Consider the following 16,833-nt stretch of genomic DNA (forward strand, 5'->3'; position numbering starts at 1 on the left):
GAAACAAAGACAAAAAAAGCACAAAATGCAAATATATCTATTCAATTACATTATTAAGACATAAATTACATTTCAGAAACAAATTGACATGTTTGCCGCAACCTGACGTCGCTGAGTCCATGGCATGCGGACATGATGATCGGAATGTTATTCGTCTGCTGGGGTACCTCTATGTTATGGCGTGATCTGTTCAGTAACCGTCGCGTTGCCCGTCAACAACGCAACCACTCTCCCCGGCCCGTTGAGGTGACGCAGCCCGTCCCGCTGGGGTATGCGCTTGAGCCCAGAATGCTGTTTGACGGCGCGGTTGCCGCGACCGTGGACCAAACCGCCGCCGCGCAAGAGCCCACACCAACGCCCACTGCAGACACGGCAACGCACGCCGACGATAGCCACGCGCAAAATAGCGACTCTCAGACCCAGGCCGCCAGTCAGGACACCACAACCGATAACACAAAAGTGGCGGTTGCCGCCGATAGCGGACAAACCCACAAAGAAGTGGTGTTTGTTGACACCTCGGTGGCGAATTACCAGACACTGCTCAACCAAGTGCCCACCGGCGCGGATGTGGTGTTGCTGGATAGCAGCAAAGATGGCCTCTCGCAAATGGCACAATGGGCGCAAACGCACCGCGGCTATGACGCGATTCACATCATCAGTCACGGTGCAGAAGGTCGTCTCTATCTCGGTGATTTGACACTGGACAGCACCACCCTCGCCTCGCGCCAGAGTGATTTGAGCGCGCTTGGCGCGTCGTTAACAGACAGCGGTGACATTCTGTTGTATGGCTGCTCGGTGGCATCCGGTGAAGGGGTAAATTTTATCAATACCCTCTCCAGCGCGACCGGCGCAGACGTGGCAGCCTCCAGCGATCTCACAGGCAGCGTGGCGAAAGGCGGCAACTGGACGCTGGAAAAAAGCGTTGGCAGTGATGGGATCCAGGCGGATGCGCTGGCGTTCAACAACTACAACGAACTGCTGACCATCGTCGTGTTTGATAACGCAGATTTAAATAGCGGTAGCGGGATCTACAACAAAACGGTCAGCACGGTCGGGTTCACGTTTTCCGGCCAGGACGGGTATTCGTTTTCCAATAACTACGGCACCAACTACAACGTCTTCCCTGACAGCGCCGGTAACCAGACTGGTGATGCCACCAAACTGACGATTGCGGTGGCCTCCGGTTTTACCTTCGATCTGACCAGTTTCAGTTACTACACTTCGCTGAATGACACCATTACGGTCACCTTTACTTATGCCAATAACACCACCGTCACCGGGACGCTGATCGCCACCGCGAATGCCAATATCACCCTCTCGAATTTCTCGGTGTTCCGCGACGCGTCAAATAATCCCCTGTCCACCTCCGCGAACGACGTCATCAAAGTGGTGATCGCCAGCGCGAACGGGACGGGGGGCTTCGACTTCGGTACCAACAACTTTGATATTTCCGACGTCAAAGCCATCGTGGCGTCAAATGCGACCTCCACCGTCACCGCCGGTCCGTCAGCGGAAGCCACCACGTTTTCCACCACCGCGACATCGGCTGCCAGTGCCACCACGCTGATGGATTTTACGATAGCCGACCCGGGAACATCCGATGGCCTTGCCACCAATGTCAGCGCGTTCTACGCGACCGTAAGCGGAACAGCCACCTCGTCGGAACTGGCGAAGATGAGTTTTTTACTCAACGGGCCGGACGCCACCAACGTGCTCGGCACTTACGACAGCAGCACGGGCAGAATCACCTTCTCCGGGCTGAACCTGTCGATTATCGATGGTGGTAGCGAAACCTACACCATCAAGGCGTATTACAACGACAACACCAGCAGTAACGATATTACCGATCACCACACCGTGGTGTTGTCGGTCAACGCCAGCAATTTTACCTCGGTCTCCGGCGGATCGACCTTCGCCAGCAGCCAGGCCAACGTCACCAACGGCAGCGGCGCGAGCATTGACATCGCCGCCACCAAACTGATTTACAGCCAGTCGCCGTCCACATCGGTGGTCAGCGGCATAAACTTCACCACCCAGCCGGTGGTGATCGCCGTGGACGATCGCGGCAACATCGATACCGATTTCAACGGTTCAATCACGCTGAGCGAAAATGGCAGCGGTTCGCTCACCGGCACCACCACCGTCACCGCGTCAAACGGTATAGCCACCTTTAGCGGCGTGAAATACACGTCAGCCAGCGACGCTGACGCCAACTTTGTCCTTACCGCCGCAGCCGGTAGCCTGGTGAGTGCCACCTCGGCCTCCATCAACCCGGATGTGGTTGCAACCAAGCTGGTCTTCAGCACACAGCCCGTACCCACCGCCATTCAGAATGGGCAAAGCACCAGTTTTACCACCGTCCCGGTCGTGCAGGCTGTCGATGCAAATGGCATGGTGGATCAGGATTACACCACCAATATTGTGCTTTCAGTCACAGACCCTAACGACGGAACGGTTGATGGCACGGTTAACAGCTTTACGGTCACATCTGGCGATCAGGACGCCAGCAGCACCACGGTAACGCTGACGCCATCAGGCGGTATCGCCACCTACAGCGGCCTCGTCATTATGTATACCAATAGCGGCAGCACCAACACGCTGGCGTTACGGGCCACATCGGGCAGTTTGACGGCCGTTAACAGTTCGTCGATCACCGCCACAACGAACTCCGCGCCGGTCTTCAGCAACCTGAACGGCGGCGCGACCTATACCGAAAACGGCAGCGCAGTGGTCATCGACAACGATGTCACCGTCGCCGACACCGAACTGGATGCCCTTAACAGTGGGCTGGGTAACTATAACGGCGCGTCGATCACTGTCGCCCGCAACGGCGGGGCCAACAGTAATGATCTCTTCGGCAACAGCGGTCTGCTGGGAGCGCTCACGCAAGGCCAAAGTTTTACCTACAACGGCACCACGGTAGGCAGCGTCACCACCAATTCAGCGGGCACGCTGACACTGACCTTCAACAGCAACGCCACGTCCGCCATTGTGGATGCGGTGCTGCAATCCCTGACCTACACCAACAGTTCTGACGATCCGCCCTCCAGCGTGACGCTGGGCTGGACCTTCAACGATGGGTCCATCAACAGCAGCGGCACGAATCAGGCAGTAGTCAGTATTACGCCGGTGAATGATGCGCCAGTGATCAGCAACACCACCGTCAGTAAAACCGTCAACGAAGACAGCGCGCAGACCTTTACCGCTGCCGATTTCGGTTTCAGCGATGTGGACAGCGGCGACACCCTGCAATCGATCACCATCGTGACGGCGCCGGGTGCGGGCGAGCTGTTTATTGATGCCAATGGCGATGGCGTGCGCGGTGTTGGCGACACACTGCTCGGCAACGGTGCGGTAGTCAGCGCGGCCAACATCGGCAAACTGACCTTCCGCCCGGCGGCGGATGCCAATGGCGCAGGATACGCTGCGTTCACCTGGACCGTCAGCGACGGTACTGCCTCGTCTGCTAACGTCGGCACCATGACCCTCAACGTCACGGCGGTGAACGATGCGCCGGTGATCAGCAACACGCCTGTCAGCAAGACCGTCAACGAGGACAGCGCGCAGACCTTTACCGCTGCAGATTTCGGCTTCAGTGATGTGGACAGCGGTGACACCCTGCAATCGATCACCATCGTGACGGCGCCGGGTGCGGGCGAGCTGTTTATTGATGCCAATGGCGATGGCGTTCGCGGTGGTGGCGACACGCTGCTTGGCAACGGCTCGGTGGTCAGCGCGGCCAACATCGGCAAACTGACCTTCCGCCCGGCGGCGAATGCCAACGGCGCAGGATACGCCGCGTTCACCTGGACCGTCAGCGACGGTACTGCCTCGTCTGCCAACGTCGGCACCATGACCCTCAACGTCACGGCAGTGAACGACGCGCCAACCTTATCTAACGGCGTGACCGTCACGTTGCCCACCACCAACGAAGACAATACCTCCTCCGCCACCACTGTCTCTTCATTGCTCAGCAATGCGGGCTATGGTGATGTCGACAGCGGTGCCGCCAGCGGTATTGCCATTACGCTGACCACGGGCAACGGTCACTGGCAATACTCTACTGACAGCGGCGCAAACTGGTTCAATATCGGTACGGTGTCGGGCTCATCAGCCCTGTTACTGGCCTCAACCGCGCAGGTTCGCTATGTGCCGGACGGGGCGAATGGCGAGACCGCGACGTTGGCTTTCAAGGCATGGGATCAAACCAGCGGTTCCGCCACAACCGGGGCCAGCACAGGCCTTGCAGACACCTCAACGTCTGGCGGCAGCAGCGCGTTCTCAAACGCCAGTGCGCAAGCTTCCATGACGGTCACCAGCGTCAATGACGCGCCCACCGTCGGTAGCGCCATCGGCAGTCAAAGTGCAACAAAAGATGCTGTATTCAGCTTTGCCGTTCCTAATGGCGCATTTGTCGACGTCGATACCGGTGACACGCTGACGCTGACCGCGACGCTGGCCGACGGCTCGGCGCTGCCCGCCTGGCTGAGTTTCAACCCGTCGACGCGCACCTTCTCGGGAACGCCAGCCAGAAGCGATGTGGGCAACCTGAGCATCCGGGTCACCGCAACGGACGGCAGCAGCGCATCAGTCAGCACGACCTTTAGCTTAACCGTCAATAACAGCAACTTGCCGCCGGTCGTTGCCACGCCTGTTGCCGATCAGGCAATTGCGCAAGGCGGCAGTTTCAGTTTTACCGTGCCAGCGGGCACCTTCACCGATCCGGATGCTGGCGAAATTTTGACGCTGAGTGCGACCCTGGCGGATGGTTCCGCGCTACCAGGCTGGCTGAGCTTTAACCCGGCGACCCGCACCTTCTCCGGTACACCGGCAAATGGCGATGTCGGAAGTCTGGCGATTCGGGTTACCGCCACTGACAGCGCCAATGCCTCCGTTAGCACTACCTTCGGGCTGAACGTCACCAATGTTAACGACGCGCCGGTCCTGTCGGGCGCACTGAATGCGCAAACCGCGACACAAAACAGCAGCTTCAGTTTTACCGTTCCGGCAAGCCTCTTCACCGACCCGGATGTTGGCGACACGTTGACGCTGCGCGCCACCCTGGCGGACGGTTCTGCACTGCCAGGCTGGCTGAACTTTAACCCGGCGACCCGCACCTTCTCAGGAATACCGGGCACGGGCGATGCCGGAAGCTTATCTATTCGGATCACCGCCACCGACGGCAGTAACGTTTCGGTTAGCACCGCCTTTACGCTGACGATTACAGCCAGTAACGACAGCGGCGGCGACCCGGAATTCCGCATGAATGCGGGCGGTTCACAGCCTCCAGCGCCTTCTGCCCCGCCGGTGATCTCGGTAGTGACTAATGCGCCGGTGACCTTAGGCGCGTTGTTCTCCCCGCCGTCTCTCGGCGCGCTGAATACCGCCCGAACAGCAGACGTCGCCACGGTCACGTCGACGATTTTTCAGTCATCCCAACGGACAGCACCAGACAACACCACACCGGTCAGTCAGGTAGCGGGCACGTTTGCGCAGGGTATCGCTTCCAGCAGCGCCAGCCTGTTTGAAAGTTCGCTCGGTTCATTCCCCAGTTTCAACAGCGGCGGAGCACTGGGCGGCTCCTCTTCACTGGCGGGCATGTTTTCGGGAAGTAGCCTGCCTTCGCTATCGCCCATGGCGGTATTCTCCGGCGGAAGCTGGCGCAACATCAATGCCAGTGATGGCGCGACCACGCCCATCGCCACGTTGATGCACTTCGCGCCCGATCTGGAGTGGCAATTACATCAAATTGGGGACGATGCGCAGCAGCGGCTGGTCGTCATTGAGCAGGCGTTGAGGGAGGTCGGACAAATCACCGACGACAGACAACGCACATAAACGCGCCTTAGGGTCAGGGCGTGGGTGACAATAACAACAAGAGTCAGCAGGGGTGGAATCGTGTTAAAGGGTCGTAAACTTTTCAGTCTGAGCCTCATCGTGGTGGCCATGAGCGGCTGCGCCGTCAACAGCCAGCCGGTATCCAAAGCGGAAGGTGAGCAGCGTATTCAGCAGGATAAAATCGCCATGTTCAGCAAACAGGAGCCGGTCACCGCGCCGATTACGCTCTATGACGCCATGGCGAGGGCGCTCAAATACAACCTGGAAGCCCGTCTGAAGGTGATGGAGCAGGCATTATCGCAACAGCAACTGGAGCTTGCGCGCTATGACATGCTGCCGCAGATTGCCATGTCGGCCGGCTACGTTGGCCGCAGCAACACCAGCGCCTCCAGCAGCCGAAGCGTTGAAACCGGGCGACAATCACTGGAGCCTTCAACCTCACTGGACCAGAACCGTGACGTCGCCGACCTGACAATGGTCTGGAACGTACTGGATTTCGGCGTCAGTTATGTCAGCGCCAAACAGCGGGCCGATCAACGCTGGATTGCCGATGAACGCAAACGCAAAGTCGTGCATACCGTTATTCAGGATGTGCGTTCAGCCTACTGGCGGGCCGTGGCAGCAGAACGCCTGCTGGGCCGTATCGACAGTCTGATTGACCGGGTTAATCAGGCACGTGAAGCGAGTGAGCATATGAGCGCGCAGCAGGTGGGCGATCCGGTTGAAGTACTGAGTTATCGCCGCACGCTGATAGATGCCGTGCGTCAACTGGAAGAGCAACGGCGGGCGTTATCACTGGCGAAAACCGAGCTGGCGACCTTAATGAACCTGCCGCTGGATACCGCCTATACGCTGGCGTTACCGGAAAAAGATGACATGACGGTGCCGCAACTGAATGTCGATTTCGCTACCCTGGAGCAGACGGCGCTGTTAAGCCGCCCGGAACTGAAAGAGCAGGATTATCAGGTGCGTATTCATGCAGCCGAAACCCGTAAATCGCTGCTGCGCATGTTGCCGGGACTGGAGGTCAGCGCCGGAGGTCACTATGACAGCAACTCGTTTATGGTGAACCAGAGCTGGGCAGATGTGGGGGTAAAGGTTACCTGGAACCTGTTTAATCTGCTATCCGGTCCTGCGGCTTACAAAACGGCGAAGGCCAATGAGAGCGTCTCTGAGGTTCAACGCCAGGCGATGTCGCTGGCCATCATGGCACAACTGTACGTCGCCCGTGCGAATTTTAATGAGGCGCAGCGCCAGTACAAAACCAGCGAGGAGCTGAGCGATCTGGACGGTCAGATTGCCGGGCAGTTGCGAAACCGCTACAAAGCAAACAGTATCGGGGAGTTGCAGCTGATTCAGGGGGAACTGAACGCGCTGAATGCCTCTCTGCGTCAGGATTTGGCCTATGCAGAACTGCGTAACACCTACGGTCAGATCCTCTCGACCGTCGGGCTGGATTTGCTGCCAAAAACACTGCCGTCCGATCGTCTCGCCGATATCAGCCAGGCGCTACGCCAGTCAGAAAGCCACTGGCAAAAAGGCAATATCAGCGCCATGCAGTCGTTCTGATCCGTCGCTCCGTGCTGGCGTCTGCAACAGAGGCGCCAGCCCCTCTCGCAGGCTTCAATAATAACCTTTCAGGGTTTCCAGCAAGGCACAGGCGGCTTTTGAAAGCTGCATATGCCCGGCATGGAGCACACCCACACATTTTTCAATGCGCGGATTGTCCAGTGGGAGACACACCGCGCCAAGCGATGCCATTTGACTCTGGCAAAGCGCGGGCACGGCGCTGACGCCCAGACCACTGGCGACCATCCGGCCCACCGTCACCAGTTGGTGGCTCTCCAGCGCCACATCCAGTTTTCGCCCGCTGCGGGCTAACTCTTCTTCCAGCATCAGGCGCACCGCAGAAGGGCGTTGCAGGGTAATAAAATCCATGGTCAGTAATTCCCGCCAGCAGAGATGGCTTTTGGCTGCCAGTGCGCTCTCTTTCGGCACAATCGCGACAAAACGATCAATGCCGAGCGGCGTAAAGAGCAGGTTGTGGGTCGGCGCAGGTTCAAACGCAATACCCATTTCCACCCTCCCTTCACGCACCATTTCAATGACCTGCTCATTGATCACATCATGCACCGTTACGTTGATGCCCGCATAGCGATCGCGGAAGGCTTTCAGTACCTCCGGCAGGATGTTCGCCGCAAAAGAGGGCATCGCCGCGACAGATATCTTCCCCCGTTGCAGCGTAAAGCACTGGCGCATCGCCTCTTCTGCGCTGTCCCAGTCAGCCAGCAACTGCCGGGCGATGGGCAAAAACGTTTCCCCTTCCTGCGTCAACGTGACTTTTCGGGTGCTTCGTTGCAGTAAAGGGCCGCCCAGCGCCTCCTCCAGTCCTTTGATCGTCAGACTCAACGCGGGCTGTGAAAGCGCCAACCTTTCGCTGGCATGCGCGAAATTCAGAGTGTGAGCTACCGCTAAAAACGCGCGTAACTGTTTGACGCTCATTCTCATTTTTTCATCTGTTAACTAATTGAAAAAAATTAGTTAACAACAAATTAATAAAAAATCCTAATGAATGGGTCACAAATTCAAAATTCACAAATCAGTGGAGGCCTTTAATGATACCCGCACCGGATAGAGGGGAGATGAAAATGGCGGGACTGGATAAACGTGTCACCAGCTACGCGCAGGCGCTGGACGGACTCACAGACGGAATGACGCTGCTGGTGGGCGGCTTTGGTCTGTGCGGCATACCCGAAAATTTGATCGCTGAAGTCAGGTCACGCAACGTGCAGGAACTGACTGTCGTGTCTAATAACTGCGGCGTGGATGATTTCGGCCTCGGTTTACTGCTGGAAAGCCGCCAGATACGAAAAGTGGTGGCCTCGTATGTGGGAGAAAACGATCGGTTTGAGCAGCAGGTGCTCAGCGGCGAACTGGTCGTCGAACTGACGCCACAAGGCACGCTGGCGGAAAAAGTCCGGGCAGGCGGTGCCGGTATTCCGGCTTTTTATACCGCGACTGGTTACGGCACGCCGGTGGCTGAGGGCAAAGAAAGCCGCCGCTTCGGCGATCATCACTGCATTCTTGAAACAGCTATCACCGGTGATTTTGCCCTGATTAAGGGCTGGAAAGCCGACTGGTACGGCAACGTCATCTATCGTCATACCGCGCAAAACTTCAATCCGCTGATGGCGACGGCGGGCCGCATCACCGTCGTGGAAGTTGAGGAAATTGTCCCACCGGGTGAGCTTCCGCCCTCCGCCATTCATACGCCGGGGATCTACGTTGACCGGCTCATTGAAGGGCGCTTCGAAAAGCGCATTGAGCAGCGCACAGTGCGTAAAGAGGGAGCGGGCTTATGTTAACGCGCGAACAGATGGCGATGCGTGTAGCGCAGGAGCTGCGCGATGGGTATTACGTCAACCTTGGCATCGGTATTCCGACGCTCGTCGCAAACTATATTCCCGCCGGGATGGATGTGATGTTGCAGTCTGAGAACGGTCTGTTGGGCATGGGAGCGTTTCCTGATGAGGACAACGTCGATGCCGACATGATTAACGCAGGCAAACAAACCGTGACAGCGCGAACCGGTGCGGCAATTTTCGACTCAGCGCAGTCGTTCGCCATGATCCGCGGCGGTCATGTTGATCTCACCGTGCTGGGTGCGTTTGAAGTGGATGTTGAAGGCAACATTGCCTCCTGGATGATCCCCGGCAAAGTCGTCAAAGGAATGGGGGGCGCGATGGATCTGGTGGCCGGGGCGCAAAACATCATTGTCGTGATGACCCACGCCTCAAAGCGGGGTGAATCGAAACTGTTGCCCCGCTGTACATTATCGCTGACGGGCGTGGCGTGTATCCGCCGCGTACTGACCGATCTGGCCCTGCTTGAAATTGAGAATGGCGCGTTTGTCCTGCGGGAGTATGCGCCGGGCGTCAGCATTGAGGAGATTGCCCGCAAAACCGCCGGGCGTCTTATCGTCCCGGACGATGTACGAGAGATGAGCTTCCCGGAGACGCAGCCATGAAAGAGGTGATGATTGTCGGGGCAACACGAACGCCCATCGGCGCGTTTCGCGGCATGCTCTCTCCCCTTTCCGCCGTCGAGCTGGGCGCGAACGTGGTGCGCAGTGTGCTGGCGCGCAGCCATGTTCCGGCCACTCTGGTTGATGACGTCATTTTGGGGCACGTTTTAACGGCCGGATGCGGGCAAAACCCGGCGCGCCAGGCTGCCATCACAGCAGGCCTGCCGATCACAACCCCCGCGACCACGGTCAATCTGGTGTGCGGTGCGGGGCTGAAAGCCGTACAACTGGCGGCGCAGGCTATTCGCTGCGGTGACGCGCAGGTGGTTGTGGCCGGCGGGCAGGAAAGCATGAGCAATGCCCCTTACCTGTTAAAAAAAGCGCGCGAAGGCCTGCATTTAGGGCACGCGGCACTACAGGACAGTATGATCATCGACGGGCTGTGGGACGCATTTCATGACTATCACATGGGGATCACAGCGGAAAACCTCGCGGAAAAGTACGCCATTAACCGGGAAAGCCAGGACATCTTTGCGGTTCAATCGCAACAAAAAGCCGCCACCGCCATCAGTGCGGGGCATTTCCGGGCGGAAATCACGCCGGTAAGTGTCACTAAGGGCAAGCTCCCCCCGCAGATTGTGGATACCGATGAACAACCCCGCCCGGACACCACCCTTGAACAACTGGCGCGACTGCGCCCGGCATTTCGCCGCGAGCATGGCACCGTTACCGCCGGTAATGCTTCTCCCCTCAACGATGGCGCGGCGGCCGTGCTGTTAATGAGCGCTGAACAGGTACAGCAATGGGATCTGCCAGTATTGGGCAGGATCGTGAGTTGCGCGGTGACCGGTGTCGATCCGTCCGTGATGGGCATAGGCCCGGTGAGCGCCTGCCGGATAGCGCTGGAGCAGGCCGGATGGACGCTGGATGAGGTAGATCTCATCGAAGCCAACGAAGCATTTGCCGTCCAGGCGCTGGCGGTTGGCAACGTGCTTAACTGGGACAGCAATAAGGTCAATGTTAACGGCGGTGCGATTGCGCTGGGCCACCCTATCGGCGCGTCGGGTTGCCGGATCCTCGTGACATTGCTCCATGAAATGCAACGCCGACATGCCCGCAAAGGGCTGGTCACGCTTTGCGTCGGCGGTGGGCAAGGCATCGCCATGACCATTGCGCGCTAGTCCCTGATGTCTCGTTCGGTAGCCGAATACAACACTGATAGTGAGGAGCCATAATGAGTGTTTTGATAGCCCTGGCGGCACTGGCATTACTGATGCTGGCTGCCTACCGCGGATACAGCGTGATTCTTTTTGCCCCTCTCGCGGCGCTTGGCGCCGTGCTGCTGACCGATCCTGGCGCGGTAGGCCCGACCTTTACCGGCCTGTTTATGGAAAAAATGGTTGGTTTTGTGAAGCTCTACTTCCCGGTGTTCCTGCTCGGCGCGGTATTTGGCAAGCTGATTGAGTTGTCGGGTTTTTCCCGTTCAATTGTTGCCGCCGCCATTCGCCTCCTCGGGAGTCGCCACGCGATACCGGTTATTGTGCTGGTCTGCGCCCTGTTGACGTACGGCGGCGTATCGCTGTTTGTGGTGGCTTTTGCGGTCTATCCGTTTGCCGCAGAGCTCTTCCGCCAGAGCGGGATCCCCAAGCGTCTGATCCCGGCGACCGTCGCGTTGGGAGCGTTCTCGTTCACGATGGACGCCCTGCCCGGCACGCCGCAGATCCAGAATATTATTCCCACCAGCTTTTTTGGCACGCATGCCTGGGCTGCGCCGTGGCTCGGCTTGATCGGGTCGCTGTTTATCCTCTTTTTTGGTCTGTTGTGGCTGGAGCGCCAGCGCCGGAAGGCGCAACATGCCGGGGAAGGTTACGGCACGGATTTGCAAAATGAACCGGAGACGCCTGACGACGTCCGTCTGCCCCACCCGCTGATTGCGCTCTCACCGTTGCTGCTGGTGGGTATCCTTAACTTGTTGTTCACCCGTTGGATCCCGCAGTGGTATGGCGTCAGCCATGAACTGAGGCTTCCAGGACTGGCGAAGCCTATCGTTACCGAGGTTGGCAAAATTACCGCCATCTGGGCGGTGGAAGCCGCGCTCATTTCCGGGATCCTGCTGGTATTGATATTTGGTTTTCATAACATTCGCGGCCGCCTGGCGGAAGGCAGCCGGACTGCGGTAAGCGGTGCCATTCTGGCAGCCATGAATACCGCATCGGAATATGGTTTTGGTGCCGTAATTGCCGCCCTGCCCGGTTTTCTGGTGCTGTCGAAAGCGTTATCCGCGATTCCTGACCCATTATTAAATGAAGCGATAAGCGTGACGGCGCTCGCCGGGATAACCGGTTCCGCCTCCGGGGGAATGAGCATCGCGCTGGCCGCGATGGCTGATACCTTTGTTGCGGCTGCGCACGCCGCCAACATCCCGCTTGAGGTGTTGCACCGTGTGGCCTCGATGGCAAGCGGCGGGATGGATACGCTCCCGCATAACGGTGCGGTCATCACGCTGCTGGCGATCACCGGTCTGAGCCATCGCCAGGCCTATGGCGGTATTTTCGCCATCACCCTCATCAAAAGCATGGCGGTACTTTTTGTCATTGCCGTGTTCTATCTGACCGGCATTGTGTAAGGAGAGAAACGTGAATCTGAACGGTAAGACAGCATTAGTCACTGGTTCGACAAGCGGCATCGGTTTGGGGATCGCCAGCGTGCTGGCAAAAGCGGGCGCACAGCTCATCCTCAATGGTTTCGGCGACAGTGATAGCGCACGCGCGCAGATAGCAAGTCTTGGGAAAACTCCCGGTTATCACGACGCCGATCTGCGTGATGTTCAGCAAATCGCTGCAATGATGGCCTACGCGAAAAGGGAGTTTGGCGGCGTGGACATTGTGATTAATAACGCCGGGATCCAGCATGTCGCGCCAGTGGAGGCGTTCCCGGTTGAAAAATGGGATGACATTATTGCCATCAATCTCTCTTCTGTTTTCCATACCAGCCGCCTTGCGCTGCCCGCTATGCGTGCGCGAAACTGGGGACGCATCATCAATATCGCGTCAGTTCATGGACTGGTGGCCTCAAAAGAAAAATCGGCCTATGTGGCAGCCAAACATGGCGTGGTTGGTTTTACCAAATCGCTGGCGCTGGAGACGGCCAATACCGGCATCACCTGTAATGCCATCTGTCCGGGCTGGGTACTGACCCCGCTGGTGCAGCAGCAAATCGATAAACGCATTGCCGCAGGCGAGGAACCTGAACAGGCCCGCAGTCAGTTGTTAGCGGAAAAACAGCCGTCCGGTGAGTTTGTTACCCCGCAACAACTTGGCGAACTGGCGCTGTTTTTATGCAGCGACAGCGCCGTACAGGTGCGGGGCGTGGCATGGAATATGGACGGTGGCTGGGTCGCGCAATAATCATTTGACACGCGAGAGAGAAAAGCCACCCGCCAATATAGGGGTGGCTTGAGGCCTTCCTGATACGTAACCATCGTCACGGTTGGCTGTACCGATCATTTCATACCGCAATGTTATACATATCACTGTATCGGTTTACATAGACACACCGGTTCCGCCCGGTATGTTTCCCGTGATAGAGGGCTTTGTCCGCTCTTTCCAGTATCCGGTGCAAACTCTCATTTTCATGCACCTGGGTTAACCCGGCAGTAAAGGTTATTTTTATGCTGTGATCACCTGCGGCGATTTCCGTATTGGCGACCAATAATCGGATCCTTTCTGCGATAGCAAAGGCATCTTCATCGCTGGAAGCATGGAGTAAAATAATAAACTCTTCGCCACCGTAACGATAAACAGATTCACACTTGCGCGTCTCATCCTCTAACTGAATAGCCAACGCGCGTAACACCAGATCGCCGGTCAAATGACCATAGTTGTCATTGATTTTCTTGAAATGATCAATATCCAGTAGCAGCAAATAGAGGCCTTCTTTCGCAAACTTTTCTGATGTCTTCTCAAAGGACTCGTCAAGCGTTCGACGCAACGGCAAGCCGGTTAAGGTATCAAAGCTGGTGCGCCGCTGCAGAAGGTGCGTCTTATACAGCGTCAACGACTGATTAAAGGCCAACAGCGCTGATGCAAACGCCTCAAATGCGTCAGCGGAGGCTTCATTAAACGTCAAGACCGCCAGCAACTCCCGACATTTTTCATGTATGCCGACGTGTTTATGATAAATATCCTGCAGATAACTTTTATCATCCCGGTCTTCATTAAGTTTTTGCTGAAGCCAGATACCGAATTCACAACGCTCATGTGCATTACAGCTTGTTATATCTGAAGCATGATCATGTTTCTTCGAAACATAATACAGAACGTTAACTAACCATTTAAAATGTGCATCAGATGATTTATTAAGCCCGGAAATAGTGGCATCAATATACTTATATTCCCTATTCAATTCCCATTCCTCTCCGTAATATTTCCCAAAATAATAACAGAAGACAACTATAATTCCGTAAAGCAAACCAGCATGATCAGTAAGGTTATTGTCAAAAAGCTTAAAGCCGGGAATATACGTATCGTTGTATTTCATGAAGAAAAAGGCTGCCAGCACTGCTGACAGCCTTGTGTGATCCTGGGGTGATAAAGATAAGAAGGAATTAAACGTCTGACGTTTAATTAAATACACCATTGATGATGGCGGTCACAACTGCCGTACTCAATGCAACCAGCACTAAATCATCCCCCACAATGCGCCACTCATAGCCCGGATAATAGGGCAGTTGACCCAGCATTGAGGCCGGAACTGTCTTTTTAGCAATGCCCGGAGGGAGCGGTTTTCCCCGGGCCAGGTTTTTCGCAATGCCAGGAGGAAGAGCCTGATATCCCACCAGACCATAGTTAACAGCCAGCTGGCGCGCGGTTGAGAAACTGATATTGGATTCTACGTGATCGGGTTTACCTTTATTTTTACCCTGCCCATTTGATTGCTGTGCAGAAGTGTTATTGTTACCGTGATTACCACTATTACCGTGACCGCCTCCGTTACCATTTCCATTGCCGTTACCATGCCCGTTGCCGGGATTTGCCAGTACAGGGGTAGCCATCACAGACAATGAAATTACTGCGGCTATAGCGGTTGAAATACTGCGACGCGTAAACATGATCATTCCTTCAGGGTGGGAGTACTGTTTTAAATTTTATAATAGAGATGCGAATTTTCTATCTCTCTAATTCTTATTTTTTCGCCTGCGAAAATTTGCATTAAAGATTAAAAAAACAACTCTTGCTACTGAAAAATCATTCTATTCAGCGCGATACAAAACCTTAAGAAATTAAGGTAACGTTTCTTATATCACGGTTATCTGTACTCTCGCCCTGGTTATGCCAATGACAGTGACAAAAAGGCCCGCTTTCGCGGGCCTCAGAGAGACATCACATTAACGTGAACGTATCAGGCATGATGTTCGATAACGTTATTGGCGTTTTCGATCGCAATTTTGCGCGGTTTTTCACTCTCCGGAATGTCCTGATAAATAGAGAGCTGTAAAAGACCGCTTTCAAGTTTTGCATTGCTGACGCGGGCATGTTCCGGTAAGGAAAAACTCAAACGAAAGTCTGAACGACGGATGCCTTTGTATATCCAGCCTTGTTCATCCTGAGATTCGTTCTCAGCACGTTTACCCGAGATATTAAGGTTACCGCCGACGGTCTCGATTTCGAGCTCATCTTCCTTCCAGCCCGGCACGCTGACATTTAACAGGTAGTTGTTTGCATCGACTTTTTTCAGATCATAGGCCGGTAACGATGCCACAGGGGAGTCCCCGGTTAACTGGCTAAAGAGTCTGTCGATGCGGTTAAAACGGTCAGCAAAAGCAGAATCAGAAAAGCCTGGGAGTGCTGACAAGGTTCTGAGTGCCATAAATTAACCTCCTGAATAATCGATTCAAAAGCTCAAGTTACAGGCAAGCGTTGCTTGTCCGCTGGTAGAGATAATGCCTGCCAACCGTTTTTCAAGGGGGAAAAGGGAAAATTTTTCAACCTTGCGGGCCAGGACTCAGAAGCGGCAAGGATAAACCATCCGGCCAGGCAAACCGGCCGCTTTTATAGCCCGATGCTCAGTTCGCCACACTGTCACCGTATTGAAAATTTAGCTTATGACCATAAGCCAGCTTGAAGTCGCTGCCAGCACTACTACCAGGATCATTAATTTTATGAATCGGAATGCGGTAATTTGCGATTAGTCTGTTTTAGCGCCGTGAGCTATAACATGTACAACGGATATGACTTATGACAAGTACCAACTTATTTACTGGCGGTGGCGATGTCGCATCTGCCAGTTTTTATTTTTATCGCACACAGGTTCCCCCCAATACATCGGCTGAAGGCACTCCTTTTTGGTGTCGTCCTGTATGTCATTCACTTGCCCTGTGACGGTTCCATTCGTTTTGTGAGAAGTGAAATGATTCCGATTGATTCACGGCCCAATTTGGTGATGGCATCCCCTGGTTTTATTTGTCTATCTGAACGATATTAAATATTCACATCACAGAGATACTCGTGACAGAACATTTCTTGTTTGCCAGTGAACACCATCGTGTTTTTTGAGGAGAAGTTATGAAGCCAGTAGAAGACGTGATTAATGATCTGCAGTGTCGTGCTTTAGCGTATGAAATAATTTTTCAGTCTCTGTTCACTGAGCTGCCTCAATTTTTCAAAGATAAAGCTATTGAGAACATCGAACTCAACTTCAAAGCATTTGAGTCTGGTACACAGTCTGAATCAGGGAAAGTAAAGCTTGAAGCAGCAAAAGCGGTTGCGTCCAGAATTATGGGAGTGAAGCTTAAATCGTCTTCTCAGGGTTGATGCAAAAACGGGCACTGGTGATGGCTGTTTACTGGGAAATGGTACGCCCTACAGGGTTCGAACCTGTGACCTACGGCTTAGAAGGCCGTTGCTCTATCCAGCTGAGCTAAGGGCGCATTTCGTGGATGATGCTCCCTGCAAGGGGAAACGCCTGGAATT

12 protein-coding genes and 1 tRNA gene are annotated in these 16,833 nt (G+C 55.2%); 8 read left to right on the forward strand and 5 right to left on the reverse strand.

Features of this window, described 5'->3' with window-relative positions:
• Window positions 1-171: 171 nt before the first annotated feature.
• Both O9K67_RS18650 and O9K67_RS18655 read left to right on the forward strand, forming a co-directional pair.
• The gene (locus tag O9K67_RS18650) at window positions 172-5,838 is read left to right on the forward strand and encodes a putative Ig domain-containing protein (RefSeq protein ID WP_061500107.1); all 5,667 of its coding nucleotides are present in this window, start codon (window positions 172-174) and stop codon (window positions 5,836-5,838) included.
• Between the two features lie 60 nt (window positions 5,839-5,898).
• Complete coding sequence (locus tag O9K67_RS18655; RefSeq protein ID WP_061496992.1) at window positions 5,899-7,407, forward strand: TolC family protein; 1,509 nt, start codon at window positions 5,899-5,901, stop codon at window positions 7,405-7,407.
• Between the two features lie 54 nt (window positions 7,408-7,461).
• Here O9K67_RS18655 and O9K67_RS18660 read toward each other — a convergent pair whose 3' ends face one another.
• A complete protein-coding gene (locus tag O9K67_RS18660; protein WP_061496993.1) occupies window positions 7,462-8,346 on the reverse strand; it encodes a LysR family transcriptional regulator in 885 nt (294 codons plus the stop codon).
• 140 nt (window positions 8,347-8,486) lie between these two features.
• Here O9K67_RS18660 and O9K67_RS18665 point away from each other — a divergent pair, with 140 nt between their 5' ends.
• The 5 genes from O9K67_RS18665 to O9K67_RS18685 are packed head-to-tail and all read left to right on the forward strand — an operon-like array spanning window position 8,487 to window position 13,269.
• Window positions 8,487-9,203 (forward strand): CoA transferase subunit A, encoded by a 717-nt coding sequence (locus O9K67_RS18665; protein ID WP_061500110.1) that lies wholly within the window; start codon window positions 8,487-8,489, stop codon window positions 9,201-9,203.
• A complete protein-coding gene (locus O9K67_RS18670) occupies window positions 9,197-9,865 on the forward strand; it encodes a CoA transferase subunit B (protein WP_061496995.1) in 669 nt (222 codons plus the stop codon). Before O9K67_RS18665 ends, O9K67_RS18670 begins: the two co-directional genes overlap by 7 nt.
• Window positions 9,862-11,043, forward strand: coding sequence for an acetyl-CoA C-acetyltransferase (locus O9K67_RS18675; protein WP_061496997.1), 1,182 nt, complete (start codon window positions 9,862-9,864; stop codon window positions 11,041-11,043). Before O9K67_RS18670 ends, O9K67_RS18675 begins: the two co-directional genes overlap by 4 nt.
• A 50-nt stretch (window positions 11,044-11,093) precedes the next feature.
• Entirely contained in the window at window positions 11,094-12,488 is a 1,395-nt protein-coding gene (locus O9K67_RS18680; RefSeq protein WP_271044682.1) for a GntP family permease, read from the forward strand.
• A 10-nt stretch (window positions 12,489-12,498) separates the two neighbouring features.
• The gene (locus O9K67_RS18685) at window positions 12,499-13,269 is read left to right on the forward strand and encodes a 3-hydroxybutyrate dehydrogenase (protein ID WP_061497001.1); all 771 of its coding nucleotides are present in this window, start codon (window positions 12,499-12,501) and stop codon (window positions 13,267-13,269) included.
• Window positions 13,270-13,369: 100 nt separating this feature from the next.
• Here the strand turns inward: O9K67_RS18685 and O9K67_RS18690 are convergent, their stop codons facing one another.
• The 3 genes from O9K67_RS18690 to O9K67_RS18700 form a co-directional block, all read right to left on the reverse strand.
• On the reverse strand, window positions 13,370-14,422 hold the full coding sequence (locus tag O9K67_RS18690; RefSeq protein WP_271044618.1) for a diguanylate cyclase: 1,053 nt from the start codon (window positions 14,420-14,422) through the stop codon (window positions 13,370-13,372).
• 61 nt (window positions 14,423-14,483) lie between these two features.
• The gene (locus O9K67_RS18695; protein WP_061497003.1) at window positions 14,484-14,972 is read right to left on the reverse strand and encodes an anti-virulence regulator CigR family protein; all 489 of its coding nucleotides are present in this window, start codon (window positions 14,970-14,972) and stop codon (window positions 14,484-14,486) included.
• 290 nt (window positions 14,973-15,262) lie between these two features.
• Window positions 15,263-15,730, reverse strand: coding sequence for an Hsp20 family protein (locus O9K67_RS18700; RefSeq protein WP_061497005.1), 468 nt, complete (start codon window positions 15,728-15,730; stop codon window positions 15,263-15,265).
• A gap of 695 nt (window positions 15,731-16,425) precedes the next feature.
• Here O9K67_RS18700 and O9K67_RS18705 point away from each other — a divergent pair.
• Entirely contained in the window at window positions 16,426-16,674 is a 249-nt protein-coding gene (locus O9K67_RS18705) for a hypothetical protein (RefSeq protein WP_061497007.1), read from the forward strand.
• Between the two features lie 39 nt (window positions 16,675-16,713).
• On the opposite strand, the gene O9K67_RS18710 is transcribed toward O9K67_RS18705, so the two are convergent.
• Window positions 16,714-16,790, reverse strand: a tRNA-Arg gene (locus O9K67_RS18710).
• Window positions 16,791-16,833 lie beyond the last annotated feature (43 nt).

Source organism: Kosakonia oryzendophytica (assembly GCF_027886705.1).
Taxonomy (GTDB): domain Bacteria; phylum Pseudomonadota; class Gammaproteobacteria; order Enterobacterales; family Enterobacteriaceae; genus Kosakonia; species Kosakonia oryzendophytica.

What these genes read in the sequence shown, in the direction of transcription:
- O9K67_RS18670 (WP_061496995.1), top strand. Translation starts at nt 9,197, where the DNA reads ATGTTAACGCGCGAACAGATGGCGATGCGTGTAGCGCAGGAGCTGCGC.
- O9K67_RS18700 (WP_061497005.1), bottom strand. Translation starts at nt 15,730, where the DNA reads ATGGCACTCAGAACCTTGTCAGCACTCCCAGGCTTTTCTGATTCTGCT.
- O9K67_RS18705 (WP_061497007.1), top strand. Translation starts at nt 16,426, where the DNA reads ATGAAGCCAGTAGAAGACGTGATTAATGATCTGCAGTGTCGTGCTTTA.
- O9K67_RS18695 (WP_061497003.1), bottom strand. Translation starts at nt 14,972, where the DNA reads ATGTTTACGCGTCGCAGTATTTCAACCGCTATAGCCGCAGTAATTTCA.
- O9K67_RS18650 (WP_061500107.1), top strand. Translation starts at nt 172, where the DNA reads ATGTTATGGCGTGATCTGTTCAGTAACCGTCGCGTTGCCCGTCAACAA.
- O9K67_RS18675 (WP_061496997.1), top strand. Translation starts at nt 9,862, where the DNA reads ATGAAAGAGGTGATGATTGTCGGGGCAACACGAACGCCCATCGGCGCG.
- O9K67_RS18665 (WP_061500110.1), top strand. Translation starts at nt 8,487, where the DNA reads ATGGCGGGACTGGATAAACGTGTCACCAGCTACGCGCAGGCGCTGGAC.
- O9K67_RS18660 (WP_061496993.1), bottom strand. Translation starts at nt 8,346, where the DNA reads ATGAGAATGAGCGTCAAACAGTTACGCGCGTTTTTAGCGGTAGCTCAC.